Origin of the sequence: Denitraticella aggregata (assembly GCF_048158365.1) — a bacterium.
Lineage (GTDB): Bacteria > Pseudomonadota > Gammaproteobacteria > Burkholderiales > Rhodocyclaceae > Azoarcus_F.
Genome location: NZ_JBLLNL010000008.1, coordinates 1 through 15,293, shown reverse-complemented (window position 1 = coordinate 15,293; position 15,293 = coordinate 1). Strand labels below are relative to the sequence as shown.

Sequence of the window (15,293 nt, the reverse complement as noted above, 5' to 3'; positions counted from 1 at the left end):
CCACCCCGGCCCTCCCCTTGAAGGGGAGGGAGTATAGGTGCCGCTCTCGGGGGAGGGAGCATGGGTGCCGCCTTCGGGGGAGGGAGCGTGGGTGCCGCCTTCGGAGGGAGGGGCATGGGTATCAGCCTCGGTCCGATATCGCCCGATTGATTGCTGAAAGGGCATACAGCGGCCGTTTGGCGACGAAAAGGCAGGAGGATCTCATGGGTCTTGCATTGCGCGACACCAAGCACCATACCTACGGCGAATACCTGCAGTGGCCGGACGAGGTCCGGTACGAGTTGGTCGATGGCGAAGCGATCATGATGTCGCCTGCCCCGGCACTGGACCATCAGGACATCACCGGCGAACTGTACTTTCAGGTCAGGTCACAACTCGACGGCAAACCCTGCCGGCCCTTCGTCGCGCCGGTGGACGTTCGCCTGCCGCGCGGGGACGAGGCCGACGACGCGATCGACACCGTGGTTCAGCCCGACGTCATCATCGTGTGCGATCCCGGCAAGCTCGACCGGCGCGGCGTGCGCGGCGCGCCCGACTGGATCGCCGAGGTGCTATCGCCCTCCACCGCCGCGCATGACCAGATCGCGAAGCGCCGGATCTACGAACGCGCGGGCGTGCCGGAATACTGGCTGGTCCATCCGTCGGACCGCACGCTCACGATCTACACGCTGCGGGACGGTGTCTACGGTCGGCCCGACATCTTCGAGCTGAAGGGGATCACGCCTTTCCTGACGCTTCCCGAGCTCGAGATCGCGTGGGATGCACTCATCGCGCGGCTTCCGCCGGTGGAGCCGTAGCGTCCGACGGGCTCTCCGCTTCGGCGCCTTCATCGCGAAACTGCATCGCATGGAGCCGCGCATAATGCCCGCCCTGCGCGATGAGTTCGGCATGGCTGCCGCGTTCGACGATGCGGCCCTGGTCCATGACCAGGATCACGTCCGCCCTTTCGATCGTCGATAGCCGGTGCGCGATGACCAGCGTGGTGCGGCCCTGCATCACGCGGTCGAGCGCAGCCTGGATGTGGCGCTCCGACTCGGTGTCGAGCGCCGAGGTCGCCTCGTCCAGGATCAGGATCGGCGCATCCTTCAGCAACGCCCGCGCGATCGCGAGGCGCTGGCGCTGCCCGCCGGACAGCAATACGCCGTTCTCGCCGACCAGCGTGTCGAAGCCCTGCGGCAGGCGGTCGATGAATTCGCGCGCGAAGGCCGCCTCGGCCGCGCGCTCGATGTCGGTACGCGGCGCCCCGGCGAGATCCCCATACGCGATGTTGTTCGCGATCGTGTCGTTGAACAGCGTGACCTGCTGCGTCACCAGCGCGATATGCCGGCGCAGGTTGCGTAGCCGGTAGTCGGCGACGCTGACGCCGTCGATCAGGATGTCGCCGTCGCGATGCTGGTAGAAGCGCGGAATCAGGTTCGCGAGCGTGGACTTGCCGCTGCCCGAGCGCCCGACCAGCGCGACCATCTGCCCCGGCTCGATGCTGAAGCTCACGTCCTCGAGCACCGCATGCTCGCTGCCCGGGTAGCGGAAGCCGAGATTGCGCACGTCGAGTCGGCCGGTCACGCGTTCGCGCTCGATGGTGCCGTCGTCGCGCTCGGATGGCTGGTCGAGCTGCTCGAAGATGCTCTCCGCGCCCGCCAGGCCCTTCTGGATCGTCGAGCTCACCTCGGAGAGCTGCCGGATCGGCTTGGGCAGCAGGCCCGCCGCGGTGATGTAGGCGACCAGGTCCCCGGCCGACGAATCGCCGCGCAGCAGCAACACCAGAAACAGCAGCACCGACATCGCACTGAAGGTCACCAACTGCAGCGACGGCGTGAAGACGGCCGAAGTTTTCACCATACGCAGCTGCTTGGCCATGTTGTCGCGGCTGGCCTCGCGGAAGCGCGCCGACTCGTAGTCCTCGCCGCCGAAACTGCGCACCACGCGGTAGCCCTGTATCGTCTCGGAGGCGACATGGGTCACGTCCCCCATCGCCGCCTGGATCTTGCGACTCTGTTTGCGAAACTTGCGGCTCGCGCTGGTGACCATGAAGCCGATCAGCGGCAGGATGCCCACCATCACCAGCGTGAGCTTCCAGTTCATCCACAGCAGATAGGAGAACAGGAACACGATGGACAGGCCTTCGCGCACCACCGTCTTGATCGCATCGGTGGCCGCGCCGGTCACCATCGTCACGTTGTAGGTGATGCGCGAGATCAGGTGGCCGGAGTTGTTCTGGTCGAAGTAACCGTTGGGCAGGGTCAGCAGGCTGTCGAACAGCGCGCGCCGCAGGCTGTCGACCAACCCCAGCGACACCCGCGCAAGATAGTAATTGCCCAGGAAGGACCCGATCCCCTGCCAGATCGCGATCGCGATCATCATCAGCGGCACCGCGTACATCAGTTCCATGCCCGACAGCAACGGCACCCCCTGCAGCACCGACGCGGCGGGTTCATTGAGCCCGTCTACGAAGTACTTCAGGATCGCGGCCATCATCGGCTGCGACGACGCGAAGATCATGTAGCCGACCAGGCTGATCGCGAACAGCCCGATGAAGGGCCGCACGTAACCGAGCAGGCGGAGATAGATCTTCCAGGAGGAGGCGGCCGGTTCGCCCGGCTTCAGTGCGATGGTTTCAGTGTTCATGCTTGGGCCGGAGGCTGTTCCGCTGACTCCCAGTCCTCGGTGAGGAGCCTGGGTACCCGCTCGAATTCACGCATGTTATGGGTGACCAATGTCAGTCCGCGCGCGACCGCCTGCCCTGCGAGCAGCACGTCGTAAGGTCCGATCTCGCTACCCTGGCGCGCGAGCTGCGCACGAATCTCGCCCGCCTGGCGGGCATCCTCGCGATCGAACTCGAGCACTTCGAACAGCAACGAATCGACCAGTGCCACATTCGACTCGGTTCGCTGGCTCTTGAAGGCACCGTAGAAGAATTCGTGCATCACGATCGACGAAACCATCACATCCGACGGTGCATGGCCCACCAGCCGGTCGCGAACCGAACCTGCGCCGCGCAGGACAGCGATCACCGCGTTGGTGTCGAGCAGGTAGCGCGTCACTTGAACAATTCGTCCAAGCCGGGCCTGGGCTGGGGCCCGCTCGCCTCCCGGGTGGCCTCGACGAAATCGTCGTCGATCGAAGCCGACAGCGCTTCGAGCCAGTTCCAGTCCTTGTTCACCGGCTCCAGTATCACCGCCCCACCATGGCGACGGATACGAACCTCGTCGGTGTCGAAACGGAACTCCTTCGGCAGCCTCACCGCTTGCGACCGGCCCGACCAGAATACGCGCGCTGTTTCCATGGAATCACCACTCCTTGCTATATATTCATGATATATCCTGAGCGGGCAAATACAAAACACAGAGGTGGCCCCGGTTCCTTGGAACACAGAACAACTATCGACTGAAAGTGTTCTACAGACAAAACACTTTGGCTTCACGAGTGTATTCATGATTTTCAATGAAAAGGAAATCACCTAAAATTTTCATCCTTACTTCCTTACTTTCGGAGTCAGCCATGCTGGCCAAGCGGACGAGCAAGAACCAGATCACCTTGCCCAAGGCGGTCGTGCAGATGACGGGAGACGCGGACTACTACGACGTCACGGCACAGAACGGCAAGATCATCCTGACGCCGGTGCGGCTTCAGCAGGCCGACGCCGTGCGGACGAAGCTGGAAGAACTGGGGATTACCGAGGACGATGTCGGCGACGCCATCGCCTGGGCCAAAAAGCGCGGATGAACGCACCACGCGTCGTTCTCGATACCAACTGCCTGGTTTCGGCCCTGATCTTCTCGCGGGGCAGGTTCGCCTGGCTACGTGAAGCCTGGCAGGCCGGGCGCTTCACCGCCCTGGCCAGTCATGCAACGGTCAGTGAACTCCTGAGAGTCCTCGCCTACCCGAAGTTCGCGCTGACTCGCGACGAGCAGCAGACGCTGCTGGCCGAATTCCTGCCGTACGTCGAAACCGTCAAGATCGAAAGCGCACCAGACGGATTGCCACGCATCCGCGACGCCGACGACATCATCTTTCTGGCGCTCGCGGCCGCTGCCAACGCCGATGCGCTGGTCAGCGGCGACGGCGACCTTCAAGCTGTCAAAGCGCAGTTTCACATCCCCATCCTCACGCTGACCGAATTTGCCGACTGGCTCCAGGGCCAGTGAAACCCGGAGAACTGCGGGCCGTCGTCGCCGTCCTGGTCGATGCAAATCGTCCGCGGTGGGTAGTCGAACACGCGTCGTCTCCCATCGCGATCACCGTGCTATAGTCACATGGTCATCTAGCCTTGAATACCGAGCCCATGCGAACCCTGACCCTTGCCGAAACAAAGGCCCACCTCTCCGCCGTCATAGACCAGGTCGTCGAGGGCGAGGAAATCGTCATCACGCGCCGCGGCCGCCCGGTGGCCCGCATCGTGCCCGAGCGCGAAGTGCCGCTCAGCGATGTGGCACATCTGGTGGCCGACCTGCGCGAATTCCTGCTCGCGCAGGAACCGCAGCCGCATCCCGCCGCGGAGGTCGTGCGCGCACTGCGCGACGGCGAGCGTTATTGATGGTTCGCTACGCGGACACCTGCCTGCTGCTGTCGCTGTTCTTTCGCGACGCCGGAACCGACGCGGCGCTCGAGTGGCTCGAGCGCGCCGGTACCGAACCGATAGCGATCAGTCACTGGACGCGCACCGAGTTCGCCAGCGCCGCGGGCATCATGGCCCGGCGCGGGGACCTGTCCGAAGCGCTGCATGCCGAGGGCCTGGGGCGCTTCGACGCGTTCGCCACGGCCCGTCTGATCACCGATGCAGCCACGCCAGCGGATTTCCTGCGCGCGCGGGTGTGGCTCGACGATTACCGTGCGGCCCTGCGCGCGGGCGATGCGCTGCACCTGGCCCTCTGCGCCCGTCAGGGTCGGCTGCTGTGCACCGCGGATGAGACGCTCGCCGCCGCAGCCAGTGGGCATGGCGTCGCGGTGCTGCTGGTATGAGCTTCGGCCTGCCCGACCCGCTGACGCGCCGTTTCATCACCGCCAACCTGTCCGCGCTGGTCCGCGGACGTCTGTTCATTCCCGGCGGCCATCTTCCGCCGGCCGGCCACACCGTGCCATCCGATTTCGCCGGCGTCGGTGTGGCGACCAATGCGGATCCCGGCACCGACCGGCAGGTCATCGCGCATCTGCGCGCGCTCGGCGTGATGCAGGTCCGGCTCGACTATACCTACGGCGATGGCGACGGGTCGGTCGCGCGCTTTCTGGATGCGCTGTGCGCCGAGGGCTTCACCGTGATGCTGCATCTGCTGCAGCCGTTCGACGCCGCCCGCAGCATGCCCGACGCAGCCGCCCGTGCCGAATGGCAGCGCTTCGTCGTCGACACGCTCGACCGCTTCGGCGACCGGGTCGAGCTGGTCGAGGTCTGCTCCACGATCAACCGCAGGCGCTGGGCGGGTTACACGCTGGCCGGCTTTGTGGCCGCATGGCGGATCGCGCACGACGAGATACGCCGGCGCGGCCTCATCCTGGCCGGCCCCAGCATCACCGACTTCGAACCGCCGTGGACCGTCGGCATCCTCGCGCTGCTGCGCGACCAGAAGCTGCTGCCCGACATCCACACCGACAACCTGTTCGCCGAACGCGCCACAGAACCCGAGCGCTGGGACCACAAGATCCTCGGCCCGCGGCTCGCAGGGCTCATCCGGGTCAACCTGATCAGGAAGGCCCGCCTGATCGCACGCCTCGGCGCCGACGCGGGCGTGCCCCGGCTGATGTCCCCGGCCGCGTTCTGGACGCTGCCCCGCATCGAACGCCTGCTGCCGGACAGCGAGCAGAAACAGGCCGACTACCTCGCCCGCTACATGGTGCTGTGCGCCGCCTCCGGCGCCTTGGAACGCGCCTGCTGGGGCCCGCTGGTGTGCCATCGCGAAGGCCTGATCGACGACGGCCCTTACCCCTATCCCGCACTCGAGCGCATCACCCACTATGCCGAAGTCACCGGCACGCAGGGCGCCTTCCGCGCCCGCCCCGCCTTCGACGCGATGGCCGCGTTCAACCGGCTGATCCCGGGCTGCACCTACGAGGGTCGCCTCAACGATGGCCAGGGCCTGGAGGCCCACAGCTTCGCCGACACCACCCAACGCATCCATGTCGTGTGGACGATCAACGCGCGCGCCGCAGCCGCATGCGACCTGTACGACGATGCCGACCTGGATGCCGCCCGGCACATCACCCGCGACGGGCACACGCTAAACCACGCCCCGACGCTATTCACCGAATCCCCGACGCTGCTGCGCTGGCCGATCGAACGCACCGTGCGCGTCAGACCAGGCGCCGCACCGCTGCCCGGCCTCAGCATCCACCGTCACGGCCCCCTCGAACATTTCTATTACCGCGATGCCGACTGGCACGGCATGGTGCTCGCCGCCAGCCCCGTCGAGGCGGACGCGCTGGTCGAGGCGCTGCACCCCGACCGCATCGGCGCACCGGACCGCACCCGCTCCCTGCGCCACGCGCGCAACGCGATCTGGACCGTCGACGACCCCCGCACATCCGGCGCCAGGCTGGTCGTCAAGCAACCGGTCAAGCACCATCTGCACAAGAAGCTGCTGGACCGCTTCAAGCCGTCCAAGGCCCGACGCAGCTGGAACGGTGCCTGCGAACTGCTGCGCCGCGGCCTCGCCACTGCGCCGCCGGTCGCGTGGTTCGAACAGCGCAACGGCGACGACATCACCCGCAACTGGTATGTGTGCGAGTACGTCGAAGGCCAGCTGTCGGTGCGCGAGCTCTTCGACGCCTACGCCCGCGGCGAACCCGAACATGCCGGCATCGCCGCCGACACCGCCTACGTCGCGCTGGCCGACTTCCTGCTGAAACTGCACGGCCGCGGCTGCTTCTTCCGCGACCTGTCCGGCGGCAACCTGCTCGTCACCCGCACTGATTCCAGCGCCCTCGCCTTCTCGCTGATCGACACCGCCCGCGCCCGCTTCCAGACGCGCGGACTGCCGCTGCGCCAGCGCCTGTCCGACCTCAGCCGCGCCTGCCACAAGCTCCACCCGGAAGGGCGCAGGCGATTCCTGACGCTGTATCTGGGCGGGCTGAATCGCAAGCCGGGGTTCATGACGCTGCTGCCACTGAAGATCTATGACTTCAAGACCTGGCTCAAACGAAAGTTGCGCAGGACGCGGATCTACAAGGCGCTGAAGAACTGAGGCGTGCAGGCAGCGCTTGCGCGTGTTTTTCGACATGGCCGGCAAAAAGCGGAGATAATTCGACATCAACGCATTCTTTTCGACGGGGTCAAGCCCGCTCCACCCATGCCCCAGCCTTTACCCCCCCACTTCGACACGCACGCCCTTGCGCTCGACGCCTCGCGGAGTTGGGTCGGCTACGCGGCGCTGCTGCGCGGGCTGGGCTTGGAGGCACCGCTGGAGGTCGAGTGCGCAGTGCTGGATAGTCATGTGCGCGGCAGCGTACGCACGGAGAAAGGGATCCGCGTCTTCGATCGACGCTACCGCCCTGATGACGACCCGGCCGGCCACCTGGCGTTCGCACTCAAGCACGAAACACTAGACCTGCTTATCCTTTCCCGGGTCTTCAAACGACTCGGTGCGGATGCGGTCGCAGGGATCGTCGGTCGCAATCCGGCTGGACAGAGCGCCCGGCGCCTGTGGTTTCTGTACGAGTGGCTGACCGGACAGACACTACCTCTTCCCGATCTTGCCCGCAGCGTGCACTACATCCCGCTGCTGGATGCCGAGAAGTATTTCGTCGGCCAGCCTTCCAGTTGGTTGCGCGAGGCGCGCCACAAGATTCTGAACAACCTGCCCGGCAACGCTGCCTTCTGTCCGCTCGTGCGTCGCACGCCGGTGCTCGACGCCTTCGTCGGACAGGCGCTCGATCAGCAAGCCAAACGCACCATGGGACGCACCGCGCAGGATGTCTGGCGGCGCGCGGCGAGTTTTCTGGTGCTGGCCGACAGCCGCGCCTCGTTCGCCATCGAGGGCGAACGCCCGGCTCGCAACCGCATCGAACGCTGGGCCCATGTGATCCAGCAAGCGGGCCAGCGCGCCCTGTCGATCGACGAAATGCTCCGCATGCATGACGCACTCATCCAGGGCGATCGTTTCGTCGCCAAAGGATTGCGCACACAGGGCGTTTTCCTCGGCGACCGCGACCGCTTCGGCGACCCCGTCCCGGAATTCATCGGTGCACGCGCGCCCGACCTGCCCGAACTCCTCGCCGGCCTGCTCGACACTCACCGCATGCTTGGTACAAGCGGCATCGACCCGATCATCCATGCCACCCTGATCGCCTTCGGTTTCGTCTTCATCCATCCGTTCGAAGACGGCAACGGTCGGCTGCATCGCGCACTCATCCACCACCTGCTCGCAGAGCGTTCATTCGCCCCAACCGGACTCGTGTTCCCCGTGTCAGCTGTCATGCTCGATCGCATCGATGATTACCGCGAAGCCCTGCGCACGCACAGCAGCCGGCTCATGCCCTTCATCGACTGGACGCCCGACGCACAGCGCAACGTCGTCGTGCGCAACGACACCGCCGACCTGTATCGCTACGGCGATTACACCCACCTGGCGGAATTCCTCTATGCCTGCGTGGCACACACCGTCACCGATGTCCTGCCGCAGGAAGTGCGCTACCTCCAGTGCCACGATCGTGCGCTCACTTCGATTGCCCAACACCTCGACATGCCGCAAAACCGCGCGCGCGATCTGATCATGTGGGTCATCCAGAACGGCATGAAGCTCCCCGCCCGGCGCCGGAGAAACGAACTCGCCGCGCTCAGCGACGAAGAGGTCAGCCTGCTGGAAGCCGAAATCGCCCGCGCGTTCGAGGCGGAGTAGGCGGTGGGCCGGCCTTGTGCCGGCAAAGCGGCAGCGCAGTGTATTCCGGCCCATACAAGCACACTCATTTCCGACACCAGGCGAAATCAGTGTCTCAGATTGCCTTCAACCGCTCAGCGCCCCCTTCAGATCCTTGAGCATCAAAAACAGATGATAGGGATCGGTCGGGCTCGGCTCGAAATCCCACGACGCATACCACTGTCGCGCCGACTCGTCCTTGGCATGCACCAACAGCCAACGAATACCCGCAATGTCGGCAGCCTGCACGGTACGTAGCAATGCATCCTTCAGCAGCGCTCTGCCAAGCCCCCTGCCCTGATGATTCCGATCGACCGCGAGCCGCGCCAGAATCATGACCCGTACGGGATGTCGCGCCAGACCCTTCATGACCCGCGTCGGCGCATCGTCCGGATCGACGCTTCCGACCGCCAGACTATAAAAGCCCACCACCTCGCCGCGCAGGCAGCAGACGTAGGTTTGCGCGCTGTTGGCTTTCTGATTGAGCAGGGCGTAGCGCTGCAGAAAATGATCGAGCGCGGGCTGGCCACAATCGAACTGCTCGACCGCGTCCGCCGCCGAGAGCTTGCGGACCGGCTCATACGCTGCACTCAATCCAGCACTCCAGGCTCGCCGAGCAGCTTCTTCAGGCGCGGCTTGGCCTGAACGGGGCGATCCAACGCCTCCTGAAAGGCCTGCCATTGGTCTTCGCTCACGACAAAACGGCGACGGTCGGCCAAGGCCTGGTTGGCTGCCGTCACCCCGGCATCCAGCAAGAACTCGCTGACGTTCTTGTGACACGCACGCGCCGCCTCCTGCAGCAACTGCTTGACGGTGCCGCTGGCCCGCACATCGATACGTTCGGTTTTTGAATGATTCACGGCGCTCATGACGACCTCGAGATTGTGACACAGCCCCATCTTAACGTCCGGATATCGTACTGACAAACTAAATCGATACCCGATGTTGGCTGCGCTCGATTTCCGCACAGATCCGACGTGGACGCTCATCGAAGTAGGCCGTCGCCAAGGCGCTTGCACGCAACTATTCGAACGTCCATGCCGACGTGCAGAAGTTGATCGAACACGGCCTGGTCGAAAAGGATGATGCCGGCCATGTGTTCGTACCGTGGGACGACGTGCTGGTGCGGGTAAACGCCTCACTGCTCGAGGCTGCGTAAGCTCGCGGGTTCGCATTCGACACCGACGCGAGGTCCATCGCTGCCCCCGGAGCGATACGCCATGTGTCCGAAAACACTGATCTCCGGCTTGCCGGATGAACTGTCTGCCGGGTAGGGGCTGACGCGCCCCGACCCGGCGGAAGGCATCAGGCCACGCTTGAAAATCTGGATATCGGGGCGCAACCCGTCCAGCGCGGCGTGAAAAGCACTATCTTGGGTACAAACCAAACCCGGACGCTCGTCGAAATGACATAATTCGGGTTTTCCCGAATGCCGCAACAGCCGATGTCGATCGCACAATCCGTCAATCAAGCCTACCCCGACGACGAAATCAGTCTCATCGAGCTGTGGGACATCCTGGTCAAACGCAAGGCGCTGATTGTGTTGTTCTTCGTGCTGTGCGTAGTTGGTGGAGCCGCCTTTGCCTATCTGCAGGCACCCGTCTATGAAGCAAGCGTCAAACTGCGAATCGGCCAGGTGGTTTCGCAGCAGATCGAGAATGCCGACGAACTGTCATCGCGGCTGATCGCGCTGCATGGGGAGGACGTGGCGACCGGCGTCAAACGCCCTCGTCCGTTCCTGACCAAGGCAGCCGCCCAGCGAGGTGTTGCCACCACGATCGAACTCGTCGCCGAGGGGGATCACCCGGAAGACGCGGCCAGATTACTGACCGAAGTCATGGAGGAGATCAAGGCGAACCACAGTGACATCTACCAGCGCAACATGACGCTGCTGACGGAACGTTTGGCGAATCTCGACCTTCAGGGGGCCTCATTGCAGAAGCAGTATGAGAATGCCAGCCAGTTGATGGAGCGACTCAGCCAGCAGGATGCCGTGCAAGCATCGTTCATGATGATGGAACTCAGCCGGATATCGACTTTGATCCGCGCACTCGATTCGGAGCAACCTGCACTCGCCCAGAAACTTCTACCGCCGCAAACACGACCGACCGAGTTGCTCGGGAAAATCACGGCTCCAGCGAAGCCGTCGAAACCGAAGAAGGCACTCATCCTGGCCTTGTCCGCAGTGCTCGGGGTGATGGGTGGCGTCATGCTGGCGTTTGTGGCCGAGTTTGCTGCAAAGTCCAGAGGCGCTGCCAGAGCGTAATCAACATGGCGCTCCGGCTAGAATTGGCTCGCGCATACTGAACTGGCGACACACTCGCTTCGCGCGCGCATTCAGAGCAAATCGAGTCGCCCATGTTTAAGGAAGCGCTGATTTATTCCGAGCGCACTGTCCTGTGGCCGGGTGCGATCTGGGATAATAGCATCAGCAGATCGACACTGAGACACCCTATGCAATCGAGCTGTTCCGATCCTAAGCACTGTGCGAAGAAGAAACTGACACGCCGCGACTGGTTTCTGGGCGAGATCGAGACAGTGGCGCCTTGGTCGGCGCTGGTGGCTGAACTCGAACCGTTCTACCCGAAGGGCGAAGGCCGGGGTCGTCCACAGATCGGTCGCGAACGCATGCTGCGCATTTACGTGGCACAGCAGTGCTTCGGACTGTCGGACGAGGGGATCGAGGACGCGATCTACGACAGTCAATCGATCCGCCGCTTCATCGGTATTGATCTGGCGCGCGAGTCCGCACCCGATGCGACCACGCTGCTGAAGTTCCGACGCCTGCTCGAGACCCACGCACTGACCCGAAGGATCTTCGAGACGATCAATGGCCATCTTGCGCAGAAGGGTCTGATGATGCGCGAGGGCACGATCGTCGATGCGACGATTATCGCCGCACCGCCCTCGACCAAGAACCGGGACCAGGCACGAGACCCCGAGATGCATCAGGCCAAGAAAGGCAACCAGTGGCACTTCGGGATGAAGGCGCACATTGGTGTCGATGCCGACTCCGGTCTGGTCCATACGCTCGTGGGCACCGCAGCCAACGTCTCGGACGTCACCCAAGCGCATGCGCTGCTCCATGGTGATGAGACCGATGCACTGGGTGACGCGGGCTATCAGGGCGTGGAGAAGCGTGAAGAGAACAAAGGCTCGCAGATCAACTGGCACGTGGCCATGCGCCCGGGCAAGCGCAAGGTGCTGGGCACGGATCGGTTGGGCCGGTTGCTCGAGCAGTACGAACAGGCCAAGGCGCGCATCCGCGCGAAGGTCGAGCATCCGTTCCATGTCGTGAAGAACCTGTTTCGTCATCGCAAGACCCGCTACCGGGGCCTGGCCAAGAACACCGCACAACTGTTCTCGCTGTTCGGCTTGGCCAATCTGGTGATGGCGCGACGGCGACCCATAGCGCTCCACAGCCAAGGTGCGTCCTGAAGGGCCGAAAATGAGGAGTCTTCGGTGAAGTCCTGCATGATCGAGCCGATTCGAACGCCTAGAACGGCACTTCGCGGTGAACCGCTGACGCATTCGGCCACTCCGGCCGCATTGGCCATGTCGTGCCTCGTTTGTTCAGTGCTTCCTTAGTATTATTTCAAGCAACCAATCCAACACCAGTGAAGCTTACGCGAATAGTAGGTATCGGCACAGCATTTGGGCTCCTAAGCCTTGTAGCGCAAGCGTTTTCCGTGCTAATCGTGGCCAGGTATATCGGCGCGGAGGAATATGGTGTTGTCACGGCAACACTTGCCATCATCGCTTTTTCCCATATATTTACAGAACTTGGCCTCGCTCAGGCTTTAATTCAAAGGAAAAGAATTCGCAAACCATTTATTGCGACTGCATTGTACTTTTCGGTAGGTGTTGCGACGCTGATTTATGCACTACTTTATGCTAATTCCGCTCGCATCGCCGATATGATGAACATGCCAGAACTTGGTACTTTGATTGTATTAGGCGGCGCAACCTTCATCGCGCGTGCCTATGGGTCTGTATTTGAGGCACTTGCATACCGTAAGCACCTTTTTACCAAAGTTGCTCAGCTTGATTTTTTCGCCTTAATCCTAGGCTATGTATTGACAGCAATCCCAATGGCTGTAAATGGATTCGGCGGAGTCGCCGTAATAGTTGGCGCTGTCGTGCAGCAATTCACTCGGTCAGCGTTGTTACGAGCACTTACGCCTTATGACGTAATTGCACCCTGGGATAATCAGGCCTTTCTACGAATGTTCTATTTCGGATTCTGGTTTAGCGTCGCAAGAATTCTAAACTACGCTGCAACCCAAATCGATAACTTAATAGTCGGTAAGTTTCTAGGTGCCGAGGCACTAGGCTATTACGGCCGCATATTCCAGATAATTGTCGCGCCGGCCACACAGACGGCTGGTGTATTAAGCAATATTTTATACCCTATATTTTCCAAGCGGCAATCCGAAGTTGGTAAACTGTCCGAACCCTTCCTGCTGTCTGTGAAGTCACTTTTTATAGTTACGACTCCGATTGCTGTTTCCGTTTGTATATTCGCAGATCCGTTGGTCACATTCTTGCTAGGAGAAGCATGGGCGGGAATGATCCTTCCACTACAAATACTTGCGCTCTCGCTGCCCGCGCGTGCCGCATACAAGGCAGCGGACCCAGTTTTCAAAGCTATGGGCTATCTGAAAAGTCGAAGCTTAATTCAATTTATCTATGCGGTACTTGTCATAACGTCTGCGGTTATAGGCTCGCGTTTTGGCCTCGAAGGCGTCGCTTTTCTCGTAACCATTTCAATATTTATTCATTTTACAATAAGCATTCAAGGAGCGATGCACATACTTCAACTCCCCATACAACTATGGAGCAGCATTCTCGTCGATTCGCTGCGATTTTTGATTTTCAGTTCGGGAGTTGCGCTTTTAGGTTATGCCGTTTTGCGCATGTTGGAACTCAGTGCCTTCCAGGGAACGGTGATGTTAGGACTAATTCTTATTATCTGTTACGCCTCGTTCACGCTTTATCCCAACCTCCTTTTTAGCAAAAGCTATTCTGATATTGTGCGTTCAGCCATTTCAAGACCCCAGAAGTAAGACGACGCCAGCACGATTCATGCAAGGTGCTGAGTGAGTTCCGCTGCAAAATGGCGAAGGCAGCCTAAAGGTCCGTCTTGATGGCCGTGCACTTGGTGATGGATGTCGACTGCGGCAAGACTCGATAGAGGGCGCCTCGAAAAACCTCGGCACCTCTGTGATTGGTAAAATTCGATTGTCTTGATTTCGTTCTCTGCCGCCAGCCGTGAAGAAGCGCACCGCCATCAAAACCGACCTGTTCGCCGATGAACATCATCGCAAGAAGATCGACACGCTTGGAGATCCGCTGGCCGAGATCGAGTCGTATATCGACTTCGCGGCGTTGGCGGCGGAAGTGGATCGGGTGGCGCCGCGTCCGGTGAGTCCGCAAGGCGGTCGTCCGCCGTATCCCACAGAGACGATGGTACGTATTCTGGTGTTGAAGCGGCTTTACAACCTCTCGGATGAACAGTTGGAATATCAGCTGCTCGACCGCATGAGCTACAAGCGCTTCTGCGGTCTGGCCAACGTGAGTAATATCCCGGATCGAACCACCGTTTGGACATTCGAGAACCGTATCGGCGAAGCCGGCGCGAAGGTACTGTTCGGCGGTGTCACGGCCCAACTGCTCAAGCACGGCTTCATCGCCCGTGGCGGTCAGATCGTCGATGCGACGCTGGTGCCCGCACCCGAGCAACGCAACAGCCGTGAAGAGAACAAGCTCGTCAAGGAAGGTGCGATGCCGGCTGGCTGGAAGCCAGCCAAGCGGCGCCAGAAGGACACGGATGCGACCTGGACGCAGAAGCACGGCAAGAACCACTTCGGCTACAAGCTCTCGATCAACGTCGACAAGAAGTACAAGGTCATCCACAAGATCGAGACAGGCACGGCCAGCACCCACGACAGCCAGCACTTCGAGAACGTGTTCTACACACTGAACACGAGCCGAGACGTCTATGCGGACCGGGGCTACACGTCCAAGGGGCGTGAAGACTGGCTCAAGGACAAGGGTTACCGTAATCAGATCCAGCGCAAAGGCACCCTTACTAAGAAGTACGTGGGTTGCCGTACATAACTCTGAATAGGCATGCGATAATGACGCATGAGCAAAAGAGACGGTCGTTCCATATCGCACGAGGCGATGGAGGAGATTCGGATTCGGGCCGTACAACGGGTCGAAGCGGGCGAGTCTCCGGAGGTGGTCATTCAGGCGCTGGGTTTTTCGCGTCCGCGCATTTACGAATGGCTGACCCACTACCGAGAAGGTGGGCTCGATGCGCTGCGCGCCAAGCCGGTGCCAGGGCCGAAGCCGAAGCTCGATGGCAAGGCGCTGGACTGGTTGTATCGCACGATCACCTTGTCCGAGCCGCAGCAGTTCAAGTTCGAGTTTGCGTTGTGGACACGC

16 protein-coding genes and 2 pseudogenes are annotated in these 15,293 nt (G+C 61.7%); 13 read left to right on the top strand and 5 right to left on the bottom strand.

From position 1 onward, the window contains the following. Window positions 1-203: 203 nt before the first annotated feature. Window positions 204-797: a Uma2 family endonuclease gene (locus ACKVEX_RS10880; protein WP_473215754.1), complete on the top strand. Its 594-nt coding sequence runs from the start codon at window positions 204-206 to the stop codon at window positions 795-797. On the opposite strand, the gene msbA is transcribed toward ACKVEX_RS10880, so the two are convergent. Genes msbA through ACKVEX_RS10865 form a run of 3 tightly spaced genes read right to left on the bottom strand, consistent with a single transcriptional unit; the run spans window position 766 to window position 3,283 of the window. After that, window positions 766-2,625: a lipid A export permease/ATP-binding protein MsbA gene (gene msbA / locus ACKVEX_RS10875; RefSeq protein ID WP_473215753.1), complete on the bottom strand. Its 1,860-nt coding sequence runs from the start codon at window positions 2,623-2,625 to the stop codon at window positions 766-768. The two genes, ACKVEX_RS10880 and msbA, sit on opposite strands and share 32 nt — an antisense overlap. Further along, entirely contained in the window at window positions 2,622-3,041 is a 420-nt protein-coding gene (locus ACKVEX_RS10870; RefSeq protein ID WP_473215752.1) for a PIN domain-containing protein, read from the bottom strand. The genes msbA and ACKVEX_RS10870 overlap by 4 nt, the downstream gene beginning before the upstream one ends. Then, the gene (locus ACKVEX_RS10865; protein WP_473215751.1) at window positions 3,038-3,283 is read right to left on the bottom strand and encodes an antitoxin; all 246 of its coding nucleotides are present in this window, start codon (window positions 3,281-3,283) and stop codon (window positions 3,038-3,040) included. The genes ACKVEX_RS10870 and ACKVEX_RS10865 overlap by 4 nt, the downstream gene beginning before the upstream one ends. A gap of 215 nt (window positions 3,284-3,498) precedes the next feature. Between ACKVEX_RS10865 and ACKVEX_RS10860 the strand changes: the two genes are divergently transcribed. The 6 genes from ACKVEX_RS10860 (at window position 3,499) to ACKVEX_RS10835 (ending at window position 8,825) form a co-directional block, all read left to right on the top strand. Then, window positions 3,499-3,723, top strand: coding sequence for an AbrB/MazE/SpoVT family DNA-binding domain-containing protein (locus tag ACKVEX_RS10860; protein ID WP_473215750.1), 225 nt, complete (start codon window positions 3,499-3,501; stop codon window positions 3,721-3,723). Then, window positions 3,720-4,145, top strand: a complete 426-nt coding sequence (locus tag ACKVEX_RS10855; protein WP_473215749.1) for a putative toxin-antitoxin system toxin component, PIN family — start codon at window positions 3,720-3,722, stop codon at window positions 4,143-4,145. The genes ACKVEX_RS10860 and ACKVEX_RS10855 overlap by 4 nt, the downstream gene beginning before the upstream one ends. A gap of 137 nt (window positions 4,146-4,282) precedes the next feature. Further along, a complete protein-coding gene (locus ACKVEX_RS10850; RefSeq protein WP_473215748.1) occupies window positions 4,283-4,534 on the top strand; it encodes a type II toxin-antitoxin system Phd/YefM family antitoxin in 252 nt (83 codons plus the stop codon). Beyond that, entirely contained in the window at window positions 4,534-4,959 is a 426-nt protein-coding gene (locus ACKVEX_RS10845; RefSeq protein ID WP_473215747.1) for a type II toxin-antitoxin system VapC family toxin, read from the top strand. Before ACKVEX_RS10850 ends, ACKVEX_RS10845 begins: the two co-directional genes overlap by 1 nt. Next, window positions 4,956-7,172, top strand: coding sequence for a lipopolysaccharide kinase InaA family protein (locus ACKVEX_RS10840; protein WP_473215746.1), 2,217 nt, complete (start codon window positions 4,956-4,958; stop codon window positions 7,170-7,172). The genes ACKVEX_RS10845 and ACKVEX_RS10840 overlap by 4 nt, the downstream gene beginning before the upstream one ends. 3 nt (window positions 7,173-7,175) lie before the next feature. After that, on the top strand, window positions 7,176-8,825 hold the full coding sequence (locus ACKVEX_RS10835) for a Fic family protein (protein ID WP_473215745.1): 1,650 nt from the start codon (window positions 7,176-7,178) through the stop codon (window positions 8,823-8,825). Between the two features lie 105 nt (window positions 8,826-8,930). Here ACKVEX_RS10835 and ACKVEX_RS10830 read toward each other — a convergent pair whose 3' ends face one another. Then, complete coding sequence (locus ACKVEX_RS10830) at window positions 8,931-9,437, bottom strand: GNAT family N-acetyltransferase (protein ID WP_473215744.1); 507 nt, start codon at window positions 9,435-9,437, stop codon at window positions 8,931-8,933. Continuing rightward, a complete protein-coding gene (locus ACKVEX_RS10825) occupies window positions 9,434-9,712 on the bottom strand; it encodes a type II toxin-antitoxin system TacA family antitoxin (protein ID WP_473215743.1) in 279 nt (92 codons plus the stop codon). Before ACKVEX_RS10825 ends, ACKVEX_RS10830 begins: the two co-directional genes overlap by 4 nt. Before the next feature lie 140 nt (window positions 9,713-9,852). Here ACKVEX_RS10825 and ACKVEX_RS10820 point away from each other — a divergent pair. The 6 genes and pseudogenes from ACKVEX_RS10820 to ACKVEX_RS10795 all read left to right on the top strand — a co-directional run. Next, window positions 9,853-10,002, top strand: a pseudogene (locus ACKVEX_RS10820) (HVO_A0114 family putative DNA-binding protein); the annotation flags it as partial. A 270-nt stretch (window positions 10,003-10,272) separates the two neighbouring features. Beyond that, window positions 10,273-11,109 carry a Wzz/FepE/Etk N-terminal domain-containing protein gene (locus tag ACKVEX_RS10815; RefSeq protein ID WP_473215742.1) on the top strand — a complete coding sequence of 279 codons (837 nt, stop codon included), beginning with the start codon at window positions 10,273-10,275 and terminating at the stop codon, window positions 11,107-11,109. Window positions 11,110-11,297: 188 nt separating this feature from the next. Further along, on the top strand, window positions 11,298-12,281 hold the full coding sequence (locus ACKVEX_RS10810) for an IS5 family transposase (RefSeq protein WP_473215741.1): 984 nt from the start codon (window positions 11,298-11,300) through the stop codon (window positions 12,279-12,281). A gap of 122 nt (window positions 12,282-12,403) precedes the next feature. Then, window positions 12,404-13,909: an oligosaccharide flippase family protein gene (locus tag ACKVEX_RS10805; RefSeq protein ID WP_473215740.1), complete on the top strand. Its 1,506-nt coding sequence runs from the start codon at window positions 12,404-12,406 to the stop codon at window positions 13,907-13,909. A gap of 205 nt (window positions 13,910-14,114) precedes the next feature. Beyond that, window positions 14,115-14,957, top strand: a pseudogene (locus tag ACKVEX_RS10800) (IS5 family transposase); the annotation flags it as partial. A 33-nt stretch (window positions 14,958-14,990) separates the two neighbouring features. Beyond that, a partial coding sequence (locus ACKVEX_RS10795; protein WP_473215739.1) for a helix-turn-helix domain-containing protein occupies window positions 14,991-15,293 on the top strand: 303 nt, incomplete at its 3' end.